The sequence below is a fragment of the Pontibacter pamirensis genome (assembly GCF_010015475.1).
GTDB classification, from domain to species: Bacteria; Bacteroidota; Bacteroidia; order Cytophagales; family Hymenobacteraceae; genus Pontibacter; species Pontibacter pamirensis.
Map to the genome: position 1 here is coordinate 429,206 of NZ_SSNI01000001.1, position 15,228 is coordinate 444,433.

The window sequence follows — 15,228 nt, forward strand, 5'->3', positions numbered from 1 at the left end:
TAATTTTTTATGCCTTTAGCGGCTTTCACTATTTAATCTTTCTGCTCTTCCCCTTGTAGTCATAAGCCACAACAGAGACGGCATTATCAGGCAAGGCAATGCTTCTGGTAGATTGCGAAAGGTAACCAGAACCGTAATAAAGCTCTTTTATTATCTTTTTACCTGTGTCCAGTGTTATTTCTATCCTTGCATCAGATGGATTGGCCTTTATGACCTGTGCCTGTTTTGCAGAGCCGGTGGTGGTATAGGCCTGCAACGGACCGTCGTTGTTTGCTGTAAGCAGCAGCGGCTTTCCATTAGAAAGAGTCAGTTCAGCCATTCCTTTGGCATCGCCGTCTACAAAGAAGCCACTTTGCTGCAGGGTTCCCGGCTGGAAACCGCCCTTCCCATTTCCTTTCAGGAATAAACCTTTGAAAGCATCATAAGCTCCGCTAAGCACTTCTGGGGCTTGTGAGTTGCCAGCAAGCAGCACGTCCAGGTTTCCGTCGCCGTCATAGTCGTTCACAGTCATACCAAAAACGGGGGCAAACTGTGCTTCCATGGGCAAAGAATTTATCCTGAACTTGCCGTTGCCCAGGTTCTCTATATAGCTAGAGTGCATGTTTACACTTCGCTGCACATAAGAACGCTGTATTTCTGCCGGAGACAATACCTCTGTGACAGAAGCACGTGCGTAGCTGTCGTAACTGGTAAAACGCCTGCGCATGGATACCATCTGGTCAAAAATATCATCCCGGGGCCGTGCTGGAACGTTTTTCCCCATCACGTAATGTGCCACTATTGGGTCCATGCTGCCGTTGTTATCGTAGTCGGCGGCATAAACAGTTACAGGTTCATTGTCGGATGCTTTAAGCTTGGTGTTCAGGCCCAGGTTACCTGCTATATAGTCTATGTCGCCGTCGTTGTCGAAGTCACCTGCAGCCAGACTGTTCCACCAGCCGCTGGTATTAGGCAGCCCGGTAGCAGCAGTCACATTCTGCAGTTTGCCATTCACATTACGGAAGAAGGTGATGGGCATACCTTCACCTGTTACAATCAGATCAACAGCTTTATCATTGTCGAAGTCTGTCCATAAGGCAGCGGTCAGCATGCCAAGGTTATGAAGTGCAGGGCACACCTTTGCCGAGGCATCACGGAATTTTCCGCCTTCATTCAGCAGGATATAACTGATAGCCGGGGCCGGGTAGTGCTGCGGGTACACTCTGCCCCCAACAAACAGATCCAGGTCACCGTCGCCGTCTATGTCTGCCGCTGTTACAAACGACCCACTGGAGGTTGTGTTGGGCAGCGCCTGTACATCCAGGGTAAAGTTGCCCTTGCCGTCGTTTTTGTAAAGCTTGTCCTGGAAGTAAGGTGAGTTGGCCGGAAATTCGTTTCCACCGCTTACTACATACAGGTCCAGGTCGCCGTCGCCGTCTGCATCGAAGAACAGGCTGCCCATGTCTTCTTCAAACTTTGTCTGGTCTGTAATGGCAGCGCTTGTAAAGGTGCCGTACTTTGACTGAAGGAAAATTCTGCCCGGATACTTAAAGGCTCCTCCCACATAAAAGTCTTCCAGCCCATCGCCGTTTACATCGCCCACGGCAATGCCTGGCCCGTTTTGAGAATATTTATGCGGCAGCAGCGGCTGTACCTTGAAATCGATATAAGGCTCCTCTTTGTGCACATAGTCAATTTTATATCTGGCATTGGCGCTTTGAAAAATTTGGGGTGCTGTATCTTTTTTAGGCTGCTTCGTGGCCACGGCGTCTTTATGAGCCAGCGTGAGCATTTGATTGGCTTTCACGTTTTCGAGGCGCTGTATTTTGCCATCAGGCCATGTCACCTCTACGGCAGCTATCACGGAGTCCTGGCCCAGGCCAAAGTGCAGAAAGGGCTCTACCGTGGACATAAAACCCCGGTATGGAGAATACTCCAGGAACTGCTCCTTACCATCCTGAGTCAGTTTAACCTTGGCACCGTAGCCAGCTGCGTTTGCTTTGTCTCCCTGCAGCTTTATGCGCAGGAAATTATTCCCGATGTGTTTTTCTGCGTTATTACGGTATACGAATGCTTTCCCGTTTATATTGTTTGTTACAAGGTCCAGGTCACCGTCGCCATCCAGGTCAGCATAGGCTGCACCGTTCGAGAAAGAAGCCACATCCAGGCCCCAGGCCTTTGTCTGGTTGCTGAAGGTAAAGTCACCCTGGTTCCGGTACATGTAATTCGATTTCTTGGCGCTTGGCAGCTGGTTTATTGCTTTCATAAACTGCTTGTTCAGCACCTCCGTGGGCACATTGCTGTTAAGGCCCTGCATGCGGTACATAATAAAGTCACGGTTGGTGATGTCTTTGGGAAAGCCATTCGTGATATGCAGGTCTTTGTAGCCATCGTTGTCGAAATCGGCCAGCAGGGGGCTCCAACTCCAGTCGGTGCTATGTACACCGGCCAGTTGCCCGATTTCGCTGAACGAGCCGTTGCCGTTGTTCAGCTGCAGCGTGTTGCGCATGTACTGCGGTGTATAGCCGTTTTTAATTTCGGCCATAAACCGGTCATAGTTCATGCCCGCAAACATCAGTTTGCTCCGGAGATTGTCTTCCGGCAGCATATCCACGGTGATGATATCTACCAGCCCGTCGTTGTTGAAGTCAGCTACATCGTTGCCCATTGCCGACTGGCTTTGGTGATTGAAGTAAGCTGCGGCCTTGTCGGTGAAGGTGCCGTTGCCATTGTTCAGGTAAAGGATATCGTTCGAGAGGTAGTCGTTTGATACGTAGACATCCGGCCAGCCGTCCTGGTTAATGTCGCTGATAGCTACCCCCAGGCCATGGCCTTCCACAAGTATACCTGCTTCTTTGGAGACATCTGTGTAAGAGTTGTTCCCGTTGTTACGGTATAGCTTGTCTGTGTTCTTTCCGGAGCCGTTCCGTAACTGAGGGCGCAGCAGGTTCGGGTTCTTTTCTTCGAGCGTATGGTTGAGGAGGTAAAGGTCCAAATCGCCATCCTTGTCATAGTCGAAGAAAGCGGCATGGGTAGAGTAGCTGTCGTCAGCAATACCGTATTGTTCGGCAGCCTCTGTGAAGGTATTGTCCTGGTTGTTGATGTAGAGCAGGTTTTTGCGCTGCTGTGGGTTGGCTTTGCCTGTCACACAAACGTAAATATCCTGATAGCCGTCGTTGTTCACATCTGCTACGGCTACACCGCCCGCCCAGCGGCCAGAGGTGTTAATGCCGGATTGTTCGGTGATGTCTTCAAACTTGAAGTTTCCTTTGTTCAGGTACAGCCTGCTTGGTACCATGTTGCCGGCAAAGAAGATGTCTTGCAGGCCGTCGTTGTTAAAGTCTCCTACCGCCACGCCCCCGCCATTATAGAAGTACTCAAACTCCAGTACATTGAGGGTTTCGGTTTCTGTAAGCGTGTTCGAAAATGTGATGCCTGTTGTTGTTTCAGAGAGGCTCTCGAAAAGTTTGGGCGCTGAAGGTGCTTCTTTTATCTCTCTCTGGCTCTCTTTTTCCTGATCAGTATCGCAGCTGGCAAGGGAAAAGATTGCAGCAAGTGATAGAAATTTCAGTTTGTAAAGCAGAGAGTCTTTAAATGATGTGTACATGGATTTTAAAATCGAAAAAAGCAGTTTGCCGGTTTACTAACCTATGCAGACTGCTTTTTAAAAAAATATTCAAGATAAAGGCAGACTACAGTTTTGCTGTTTGTGCTGCTTTGCGGGTTCGCAATTTAGTGAATACATGGTTTCCCACAGCCTTTCCCTGCTCAGCCCCAAGGTCACAGGCAGGGCGGAAGTGGATGCCTCCGTAAATCCGGCTTTCCCCTACTTCGTAAGCAGCCTCGTTAAAAGAGTTAAATTTACGCACGGGCAAGCCTATAGCAAGCTGCGTAGAATCAACAAAAGCATAGGAGTCTCCAAACTTATGCGTCAGCACGGTGGCTGCCGCCGCAGATATAACACTATGGCCACTCGGAAACTCCGGGAATGGAGGCGTCTGCAGGATAGGGTCCCAGTCCGGGTCTATGTAGCGCTCTATGTATGTGTCCGGGCGAATGGAATTATAGGCGTACTTGGCATCCCAGCAGGAAATAAATCCGTCAGCCAGCGCAGTAGTAACCATTACATAAGTTTCGGCAGCCTCCATCATATCCAGCTTGTTCTTGCGGATAGCGGAGCTGGTGATAGAAACCCAGTGGCCGGGAGGAGTTAACTTCTGCTGAAAATAGGTAACATGCCCTTTGGTGTAAGATATATTCGGGTTGTCATCCCAAAAACGTGCTATGAGAAGTTTCTCCTCGTCAATATCCTTCACAATGTTGTAAACCTCTATTGCCTCTTTGTAGAAATCAGATGTAGCCGAAGAGTCAAAGGCAGTTGCCAGCTGAGGCTTGAAATGCGCCGCAGAATCCATGACAAATGGTCTTATTTTATTCCAATGGGGCTCTACAGCAGGCATATAGTCAGGTGCGGTGGGTTGCCAGGAATCTGGCTTGGCAGAAATGACATGCCGGGTAAGTGCCCGTGTTTCTACATAGCCGTCTTTCTTTGCCCAGGCCAGTATATGTTCCCCCACCTGCCGGCCGTACGCAATAGAGTTTTGCAGCACCTCTTCACGGATGCCGATGTTCTTTACCTGAGCCAGGTATTCATTTTCGTATTCCTCCATCTTCAACTCGTCCAGGATAAGCTTCTTACCTACTGTGGAGAAGGCAATAATGCTCGACACAGGCAGGTACATCTCTTTTGTTGTATCAGGCTGTGGTATAGCTGTTAAGCCGTTATACTGGTTCGAGAGTGATTCGTAAGCAGGGTAGGCTGGGGCCAGAGCCTCGTACGCCGCAATGTTCGGGTAAGAGTAAATGCGGCTGGCAACAGGAGGAGTGAAAATATCCCTGATTATGATTTCACTTAAATGCCTGTTCCACACGATCAGTTGCGACTGCGAGAACTTATCCAGACCTGCCTGATCATGTTTTTCCTCACAGCCAAACAGGATGGGTAGTGCCAGTAAAAGGAATAGTAGTTTGATACTTTTCATAATCTTTGAGAGGATGTTGAGATACTGTAAACAATTTAAAGCCACCATTAAGTATGCTTTTGTTGTCCCAAATTACTAATAGTACTTGTAAGTAACCAATTACTTTCAGACAAAACAAGTTCCTGTATCGGCTACAATTATTCAGAATTAAATATTGGTTATAAATTTTTGCTTCAAAGTAATTGCGAATTTAAAGAGAACAGCACGGAAATGAGAACAGCACGGAAATACCTATGGGCGCTGTGCGAGCGAGCCTGCCTGAGGCGCCACCTGTCTGCTCTTTCCTGTAAAGTCATAGATAGTAATGCTTTGTGCTCCTGCCGGTACAGCCAGTGTTCTGGACGACTGTGAAAGGTAAGCTGAGCCATAGTAAAACTCCTGCCGCACTTTTCTGCCATCCTGAAGCGTCACTGTGGCCCAGGCATCAGAAGGATTCAACTGTATCACTTCTTTCTGCTGCACATAAGTGAAGGTTTTCACCGGACCCTGGTTAGTGGCCGAGAGTACCATGCGCCTGCCTTCTGGTAGCGCAAGTTCGGCAATTCCTTTTGCATCGGTATCCACAAAAAAGCCACTCCTTGCAACAGGGACAGGGGCAAAACCGCCTTTCCCGTTGCCCTGCAGGTATAGGCCGATGGAGGCGTCGTACCATCCCGCCTGTATTTCTGTGCCGTAGTTATTGCCTGTCAGCAGCAGGTCTAAATTACCGTCTCCGTTATAATCGTTTGCCAAGATACCGAAGACCGGTGCTACCTGCGCCTGTACCGGCAATGGACTAATCTTGAATTTCCCATCTCCCAGGTTCTCGATATAGCTGCTTTGTAAATGAGTGCTTTTTGCTACGATGGCATCTGATAACTCCTCCTCCGAGAAAAGATCGCCATAGCCGATGCTGGCATACGATTCAAATGTCTGGAACTTCCTGCGCAGCGAAACCATCTGGTCTGTCATAGCGTCGCGTGGGTGGGCTGGGTAGTTTTTGTCCATCAGGTAACGGCCTAACACAGGATCTATACTTCCGTTGTTGTCGAAGTCTTTTGCCATAATCGTGATAGGTTGTTCACCGGATGCTTTATAATCTGAGTTAAGGCCGAAGTTGCCCCCTATGTAATCGATGTCCCCGTCGTTGTCGAAATCGCCGGCTGCCAGGCTGTTCCACCAACCGGTGGCATCTTGCAAGCCGGAGTCTTTTGTTGCGTTTACAAACCGGCCATTATTGTTTTTGATCAGGGTAACAGGCATCCATTCCCCTGCTAGCAGCAGGTCCATTTGCCCGTCCTGGTCGGCGTCTGTCCAAAGCGCAGCGGTAATCAGGCCCATCTCCTTAAGTTCAGGGAATACCTTGTCTGTTACATCTGTAAACTTACCGCCATCGTTCTGAAGGATATAGCTGTTAGCCGGTAAAGGATAGCGTTGCGGCACAACTCTGCCGCCCACAAACAGGTCCAGGTCACCGTCCTGATCATAGTCTGCCGCTATTACGCAGGAACCACTGGACCTGAGGTCAGGTAACGCGGAGGCATCTAAAGTGAATACTCCTTTGCCGTTGTTTTTGTAAAGCCGGTCTTGGTACTCAGTGGAACCTTCCTTAAACTCACTTCCCCCGCTTACGATGTATAGGTCCAGGTCACCGTCATCGTCTGCATCAAAAAACAAAGTGCCCATGTCATCGCCGTGCTTCACTGCATCCGGAAAAGGCGCTTCTTTGAATTCGTCTGCCGACAACTGTAGGTAAAGCTTACCGGAGACATCAGAGGAGCCTCCCACGTAAAAGTCTTCCAGGCCGTCTCCGTTCACATCGCCCACGGCAATGCCCGGGCCACCTTGCGAGTACTTCTGCATGAGAAGGGGCTGTAGCTTAAAATCGACAAAGTCATTTTCCTGGTGCAGATAACGGATGCCGGTTTCAGTACTGTCGAGCACCTGGAAAAGCGTGGCGATGGTTTTGGGGCCAGGTGCAGCCTCCGGGGCTGCTGTGGCATCCGCATAGCGTACGGTTAAAACCTGATCTGCTTTTATGTTTTGTATTGTTTGCTGCCTGCCGTCCGGCCACACTATTTCCAGTGCATCTACCTGGCTTACTTTCCCCAGGCCAAAGTGGGCCACATTTTCTACTGTAGACTTATAGCCGCGGTACACAGAATGGTCGTGGTACAGTTGCTGGCCGCCATACTTTAAAGTAAGTTTCACGCCAAGCCCTGCTTTGTTCTTTGCATTGCCTTCCATTTTAACGCGCAGGTAATGGCGGTCGGGCATCGTGTTTGCATCGTTTCTGTAGATAAAGGCTGCCTCATCAATGTTATTCATGATAAGGTCCAGATCGCCGTCGTTGTCCAGGTCAGCAAAGGCAGTGCCGTTGGTGTAGGAAGGGGCATCCAGGCCCCAGTCCTCAGACTTATCTGTGAAGGAGAGGTTACCGGTGTTCTGGTAGATGTAGTTATGCACCTTTACACCCGGGAGTTCCTTGATCAACTTGGCCATAGTTTTTGCCTGATGCGCGTCGTCTCCAAACTGACCTTCCTGGCGCTTGTAGATAATGAAATCAAGGTTGGTAACATCCTTGCGGTACCCGTTCGTGATCAGAAGGTCCCGGTGTCCGTCGTTGTCATAATCAGCAAACAGAGGTGCCCAACTCCAGTCTGTCCGGTGAATGCCTGCTAACTGGCCAACTTCGCTAAAAGTGCCGTTGCCGTTGTTTAGTTGTAAAGTATTGCGGATATACTGCGGCTGATAGCCCAGCGAGAGGTTGCGCTTGTACCGGTCATAGTTAGGAGCCGCTATCATGGTTTTTTCCCTCAGGTTGTCAGGAGGCAGCATGTCAACGGTCATGATGTCGAGCAGGCCATCGTTGTTGAAGTCGGCAATATCAGTGCCCATCGCATTCCAGCTCTGGTGCTTCATGTACTGTTTTGAGTGATCTGTGAAAGTGCCGTCACCATTGTTGATGTACAGGATGTCGTTGGTGATGAAGTCGTTTGCCGCATAAATGTCCGGCCAACCGTCGTTGTTGATGTCGGCAATGCCCAGGCCCAGGCCATACCCTTCAATGAGAATGCCGGCTTCCCTTGATACATCGGTAAAGGTGTTGTCGCCGTTGTTGCGGTACAGCCTGTCGGTGCTCAGGCCCTGGCCATTCACTTTTTTTGGCCGGGCATTGTTGCGCGGAAAACTCTCCAGCGCATTCGTAAGCAGGTACATGTCCAGGTCGCCGTCCTTGTCATAGTCAAAGAAAGCCGCCTGGGTGCTATACCCTATATCAGCCAGACCATAGGCTCTCGCAGCTTCCGTAAAAGTGCCATCGCCGTTATTGATAAAAAGCATGTTCGGCTTTTCTGCTGATTTATTCGGCCCGGCCACGCACAAGTAGATATCAATAAAACCATCGCTGTTAATGTCAGCCATTGATACGCCTGTTACCCAGCGATCAGTAGCCACACCGGCTTTTTCGGTGATATCCTCGAACTGCATGTTGCCCTTGTTCAGGTATAGCTTGCTGGTTACCATGTTGCCACCGAAAAAGATATCCTCCAGACCGTCGTTGTTAATGTCTCCGATGCCCACACCGGCTCCATTGTAGAGGTAGTCATACTCAATGGCATTGAGGGTGTCGTTCTCAGGTAAGGTGTTGCTAAAAGTAATACCCGTCTCATCCGGCGACAGCAAATGAAAGAGCTGGTCACCTTTATTTTTATTGCAGCTGCTTAAAAGAAAGGTGGCACCTATAAAAAAGAAGAGTATATGCTTCATATTATGCATGGGCAAGTAAGGCGTAAGCTTAAGTATGGCTTGTTAATGGTCAGGTATAAATCTTTAAGATTCATATAACCTGTTGCAAGTTCGGTACAATTACCTAAATAGACATCTAATTTAAGAACTGATTAAAGAAAAACCATCTTTCACAAAATCAGAAGCTATAACAGCCTGTTAATGGCTTGTTTTATACATAATCCGGGTAATTGTGAAGCAGTTATCAGAGAGATAAAGTTCCTTTCATAACATAAAAGAAGAGGCGTGCTCTCCTTCAGATTCAGTAAAGCTGAAGGAAGTGCCTGTATTTAATCTGTACCAGGTGCTGGACTTGCAAAGCTTTTTTACTATATAAAATCTAATATGCTTTAAGGAGATAAAGCGGAGCAGCTTATGCATATCAGTCAGGACCGTAATGCCTCTATTAAAGTGTTTAGCTTGCCTAGCTTACATGAAATGCATATATTGATACATAAGTAACCTTAGTATCAATGATGATAAAGCAACACCCTAAAACAATATTCAAGTCTTTGCTGTTTTTTACTCTGGCCCTCTTCCTATGGAACTGCTCCGGAGAGAAAGACAAAAGCATCCTCATCTTCTCTAAAAACAGTACGGCCCAGCAAACTTCCGATGCTGCCATGGCAGCCCTGGCAGCCTATGCCGCTGAGAATGGCCTGCAGGCAGATACCACCACCAACCCCGCTTATTTTGCAGAAGACTCTCTGAAGAAGTATGGGGCAGTTGTCTTTTTAAACACATCGCAGGACGTCCTGAGCACCCGTCAGCAAAATGAAATAGAGCGCTTTGTGCAGGCCGGAGGAGGTTTTGCTGGTATACATGCCGCTGGCAGTTCTCAGTACCAGTGGCCCTGGTATAACCGCATGCTGGGTGCTGCCCCTGAACAACAGGCCGATAGCCTTGTCACGACCTCTGAAGAAAACATGCAGCTGGTAGGAGGAGAGGGCGCTCTGACAGAAGGACTGGCCAAAAGCTGGAAACAGCAGGATGCCCTCCATACTACCTATACCTTAAGCCTTGAAGCTACGGTGCTGGTAGAAGGAAAAGGGGAAAAGCCGGTTTCCTGGTACCGTGAGTTTGACGGCGGCCGCATGTTTTATACCCTGGCGGGTGGCACCGCTGAAAGCTATCAGAACCCGGACTTCCTGAAGCATGTGCTGAATGGCATTAACTATACGCTGGAGGGGCCTGCGCTCAATTATGATAAAGCCTATACCCAACAGGTGCCGGAAGACAACCGATTTCTGCAGGTAGTGCTGGATTCGTACCTGCACGAGCCGATAGAAATGGAGATTCTGAATGATGGCCGTGTGCTGTTCATCGAGCGCCTGGGCAGCGTAAAGCTGTATGACCCGGAAAAGAAGGAAACAAAGGTCCTGGCTAAACTGGATGTTCATACTGAAGGAAATTATGAAGATGGACTGCTCGGCCTGGAACTGGACCCTGATTTCGACCGCAACAACTACATTTACCTGTACTATTCGCCTGTAGGAGACGAGGCGGTGCAGAACCTCTCGCGGTTCAAGCTCCTGGGAGGCGATAGCCTGATTATGCGGTCCGAGAAGGTGGTGATGCAGGTGCCTGTGCAGCGCGAAACCTGCTGCCACTCTGCCGGCAACGTCTACTTCGGTCCGGATGGTTTGCTATACCTGACAACCGGGGATAATACCAGCTCCAAAGAGTCTGATGGCTTTACACCAATCGATGAGCGGCCGGGGCGTGGTCCGTTCGATGCGCAGAAATCATCAGGCAACACGCACGATTTGCGCGGCAAGATCCTGCGCATCAAAGTAAATCCGGATGGCACCTACTCTATTCCGGAGGGTAACCTGTTTCCCCGAGACGGCTCGATGGGCAGACCTGAGATTTATGTGATGGGTGCCCGGAACCCGTACCGTATGACGGTGGACAAGCGGGGCTATGTATACTGGGGAGATGTAGGCCCTGACGGCGGAGTAGCCAACGAGCGTGGTCCGCTGAGCCAGGATGAGTGGAACCAGGCCAGAGGGCCCGGTAACTACGGCTGGCCTTATTTCGGAGGCGACAACAAAGCATACTCGGATTTCAACTTCGCGACAAATGAGGTAGGTCCGAAATTTAACCCACGGCGGCCCATCAACGATTCACCGAACAATTTCGGTTCTAAAGTACTGCCTCCTGCCCGCGAAGCCATGATCTGGTATCCTTACGGAGAGTCCGAAGAGTTTCCGATGCTGGGCACCGGTTCTCGCTCTGCCATGGCCGGGCCGTTCTATTACGCGAATGATTATCAGAAGTCCCGCAGCAAGTTCCCCGATTACTACAACAATAAGATGTTTATTTATGAGTGGGCACGCGACTGGATGAAAGTGCTCACATTCGATGAAGAAGGGAATCTGCAGAAAATAGAGCCTTTCCTCGAAAGCCAGGAGTTTGCTCACCCAATAGATGTGAAGTTCGGGCGCGACGGGGCTATGTACGTGTTGCAGTATGGCGCCAACTACTTTGCCCGCAACCCGGATGCCACACTGGTGAGAATTGAGTATGCCGAAGGAAATAGGCAGCCTGTCGCGCAGATAGTAGCGGAGAGAACAGTAGGGGCAGCACCATTCAAAGCACAGCTGTCCGCAGATCAATCCTTTGACTATGACAAAGAAGATGAACTAACATATGCCTGGGAGTCAGGTGCCGGAGAGACGTCAACAGAAGTAGCCCCTGTCTTTACTTATACCAAATCCGGAGTTTACCGGCCAAAGTTAATCGTAACCGACAAGGAAGGCGACCAATCAACAGCGGAGACCGAGATAAAAGTAGGAAACGATATACCGGAAGTTAAGATTGAGATCGCCGGCAACCGCAGTTTCTATTTCGACGACAGAGCATTGAACTATAAGGTGAATGTGCGCGACGAGGAAGACGGGCAGTTGAACAGTGGGATTGCCGCCAACCAGGTCAAATTTGCGGTGGATTATCTCTCAGAAGGAAAAGATTTAGCCTTGCTGAGCTCTAACAGCCAGAATGCAGAAGGTGGATCGGTGAAATTTGTGAGAGGGAAAACGCTGATAGCAGAAAGCGACTGCAAATCCTGCCATGCCGTTGCCGACAAGTCCATAGGGCCGAGCTACAAGGAAGTAGCGGTGCGCTATAAAGGCAATGACACAGCTCTGCCCATGCTGGCAAAGAAGATCATTTCAGGAGGTAATGGGAACTGGGGCATGGCCATGATGGCCGCGCATCCGCAGCACTCGGAGCAGGAAACAACAGAGATGGTGAAGTATATCCTCTCCCTCGCAGATGGTGCCCAGGGTAGCCTGCCCTTGGCCGGAACGTACAGGTTAAACGAGCATAAAGGCGGTGGCGAGTCAGGAACATATGTTATCTCTGCGAGCTACACCGACAAAGGGCATCAGGTAACCGGGGCTCTAACCGGGCGGGAGGTGGTGCTCCTGCGCCATCCGAAAGTGCAGGCAGAAGATTTTGCTTCGTTCCTGAACGTAGGGCGGCAGCAGCCTCATGGAGACGGCCCGTCACTTGTGAGTGATATCAGAGACAGGTCCTACATCTCCTTCCGCGATATCGATTTGACAGGAATCAAGTCGCTGACATTTAACCTGGCAGCAGGAACAGACGGAGGCACTATCGAGATAAGAGCGGGCGCTCCTGACGGAAAGCTGATTGGAACTGCCATTGTGCCTCCAAGTGCTGACCGATCCGGGTGGGGAGCGACAAAAACCGTAACGACACAGGTAAAGGACCCTGGTGGAGTAAACGAACTGTTTTTTGTGTTCCGCAACAAAGAAGTGAAAGATAGGCCCCTGATGATGCTGGACTGGATTATGTTTAATATGGGAGATGGCCAGGGTATGGTCGCCAACTGACAAACCTTTCTTTCTAAAAGATCGAAAACCTTGTTCGCTCTTGAATAAGGTTTTCGCTAAGGAGGCTTTGCCTGTCAGGGAAATGCGAGATTAAAAAGAACATAATCAGAAATAAATTGAAGAAAATAAAGTAAAGAGGAGGAATTGCAGAGGTAGCGGGAATATAAACAATAACATTCTAAATCAGGAAACACTCTAACCAGTAGGAATCTCCTTACTATGGCAGTTATTTATTTGCTCCTTTGCGTCGCGCTTATCATTTTTTTAACGGCACGTCTGCAGGTACACCCTTTTCTCGCTCTGTTTCTGGTTGCCATTTTCTATGGGTTTGTTACAGGAATGCCCCTGGCTATCATTGTGCAGTCCATCAATACCGGGTTTGGCGAAACACTGGGTAAAATAGGGCTTATTATCATATTCGGGGTCATCATCGGGGCTTTTCTTGAGAACTCCGGAGGTGCCTATGCGCTTGCCGAGAAAGTGCTCCGGCTAGTTGGCCAAAAACGGGTAACGGTAGCGATGGGCATTATTGGTTACTTTGTTTCTGTCCCGGTTTTTGCCGACAGCGGTTTTCTGCTCGTTTCTCCCCTTAGCAGGAGTATGGCCAAAAAAGCAGGTATATCACTGGCAGGGCCTGCCATCGCCCTTGGGCTTGGACTTACCGCCACGCATACCATGGTGCCCCCCACACCAGGTCCTATTGCCGCGGCCGGTATTTTAGGTGCCGACCTTGGACTCGTCATGCTGCTGGGCTTACCAATCAGTGCGCTGGCGCTGGCGGTCGGGCTGTTGTATGCCACGAAATATGCAGCAAAGACCTATATCGAGCCCAATCCACAAACCACAGAAGAAGATATACACCTGCTGCTGAAGGATGCTCCCGGCCCCTTTAAGTCCTCTATACCCGTACTGGTCCCCATTATACTGATTGTTGCGAAGTCTTCTGCCCAATATTTCAATCAGGTTTTGGGCCAGGATGCCTATAGCCTTATCTCTTTTCTCGGAGAACCTGTGGTAGCCTTGTGCATCGGAGCATTTTTATCCTTGATTCTCCCCAAAAAGCTAAAGCCTGAAATGCTGTCTTCACAAGGATGGATAGGGAACGCCTTGCGGGATGCGGCATCTGTTATCCTGATAACGGGAGCAGGAGGAATCTTCGGGAAGATTCTCCAGAACTCCGGCATAGCAGATACTTTAGGCGAATCATTGGCTGGTGTGCACCTGAACATCTGGTTGCCCTTCCTGCTGGCGGCAGCTATCAAAACGGCACAAGGCTCTTCCACCGTCGCTTTGATCACGACAGCCTCTATTGTGCTGCCGATGATGCCCTCGCTCGGTTTTGAGACTGAATTGGAAAAAGCCATGGTGGTGATTGCTATTGGCGCAGGCTCTGCGGTAGTATCGCATGCCAATGACAGCTTCTTCTGGGTGGTAACGCAGATGTCCGGTATGAAAGTCAGGACGGGCTATAGGCTTTATACTACAGGAACATTGGTGGTTGGGTTGTCAGCCGCTTTCTTTCTGTTCCTGACTTACCTGCTCTTTACGTGATGCAAAACCTAATTTGTAATAAATAAAAAACCTTATGAAATTATACAGAACGCAACAAGGTATTGTCATCGAAAAGGATGAAGCGCTGTACCCTGTGAGGGATCAACAGTGGGACGACTTTCTAAATGATGACCGGCTTTATGAGAAGATGCTGCAGGTAACGCAAAGCATGTCTCCCGATCCGGATGCAAGCAATTTACTGCAGCATGAGCTGCTTGCTCCTATTGGAAATCAGGAGATATGGGCAAGTGGGGTCACCTACTATCGCAGTAAAGTTGGCAGGCAGGAAGAGTCGAAAAAGAGCGGGGGAGGAGAGTTCTATGCCCTTGTGTATGAAGCGGAGCGACCGGAGTTGTTTTTTAAGGCAACAGCGCACAGAACGGTAGGACCGGGAGGAAAGGTACGCATACGCAAAGACTCTACCTGGAACGTGCCTGAACCGGAACTGACCTTGGTTATTACCTCTTCCGGTAAAATTGTGGGCTATACCATTGGCAACGACATGAGTTCCCGCAGCATTGAGGGAGAGAACCCCCTGTACCTGCCACAGGCGAAAACATACGATGGCAGCGCAGCGGTAGGACCCTGCATTCTCGTGACGGAAGAGCCGCTTCCTGCAAATACACTTATCGAGATAGAAATTTACCGGAAGGCCGACAAAGTTTTTAATGGCAGTATTGAAATAGCACAGATGAAGCGCACACCGGAGGAACTGGCGGCTTTCCTTTACAGAGAATGCAGCTTTCCGCACGGCAGCCTGCTGATGACAGGAACTGGCATTGTGCCCGAAAACGAATTCACGCTACAGCAGGATGACGAAATCAGGATAACAATTGCCCCTATCGGCACACTGGTTAACGCTGTGGAATAAGTATTACCTACCGCGCTTCAAGAAGGGAAAGTATTAATCCTACGCTCGCTGAAATTCCCCTCCTCGGAGGGGTAGGAGTGGGTTTATATCATCCAAAAATTTGGATAACAGGATGTTGGTGAATACATAACAGCAGCAGAAACAGGCAAGGTAAATATTC

General features: G+C 49.5%; 6 protein-coding genes. 3 read left to right on the forward strand and 3 right to left on the reverse strand.

Going from position 1 to position 15,228, the window contains the following annotated elements; all coding sequences use genetic code 11:
• Window positions 1-28: 28 nt before the first annotated feature.
• The 3 genes from E1919_RS02650 to E1919_RS02660 form a co-directional block, all read right to left on the reverse strand.
• Window positions 29-3,586, reverse strand: coding sequence for a VCBS repeat-containing protein (locus tag E1919_RS02650; protein ID WP_162051768.1), 3,558 nt, complete (start codon window positions 3,584-3,586; stop codon window positions 29-31).
• 85 nt (window positions 3,587-3,671) lie between these two features.
• Complete coding sequence (locus E1919_RS02655; protein ID WP_162051769.1) at window positions 3,672-5,021, reverse strand: vanadium-dependent haloperoxidase; 1,350 nt, start codon at window positions 5,019-5,021, stop codon at window positions 3,672-3,674.
• 231 nt (window positions 5,022-5,252) lie between these two features.
• The gene (locus E1919_RS02660; RefSeq protein WP_237143960.1) at window positions 5,253-8,768 is read right to left on the reverse strand and encodes a VCBS repeat-containing protein; all 3,516 of its coding nucleotides are present in this window, start codon (window positions 8,766-8,768) and stop codon (window positions 5,253-5,255) included.
• Between the two features lie 491 nt (window positions 8,769-9,259).
• Between E1919_RS02660 and E1919_RS02665 the strand changes: the two genes are divergently transcribed.
• The 3 genes from E1919_RS02665 (at window position 9,260) to E1919_RS02675 (ending at window position 15,068) form a co-directional block, all read left to right on the forward strand.
• A complete protein-coding gene (locus E1919_RS02665) occupies window positions 9,260-12,646 on the forward strand; it encodes a ThuA domain-containing protein (protein WP_162051771.1) in 3,387 nt (1,128 codons plus the stop codon).
• Between the two features lie 219 nt (window positions 12,647-12,865).
• Window positions 12,866-14,197 carry a GntP family permease gene (locus tag E1919_RS02670; RefSeq protein ID WP_162051772.1) on the forward strand — a complete coding sequence of 444 codons (1,332 nt, stop codon included), beginning with the start codon at window positions 12,866-12,868 and terminating at the stop codon, window positions 14,195-14,197.
• 34 nt (window positions 14,198-14,231) lie between these two features.
• Window positions 14,232-15,068, forward strand: coding sequence for a fumarylacetoacetate hydrolase family protein (locus E1919_RS02675; protein ID WP_162051773.1), 837 nt, complete (start codon window positions 14,232-14,234; stop codon window positions 15,066-15,068).
• Window positions 15,069-15,228: the final 160 nt, after the last annotated feature.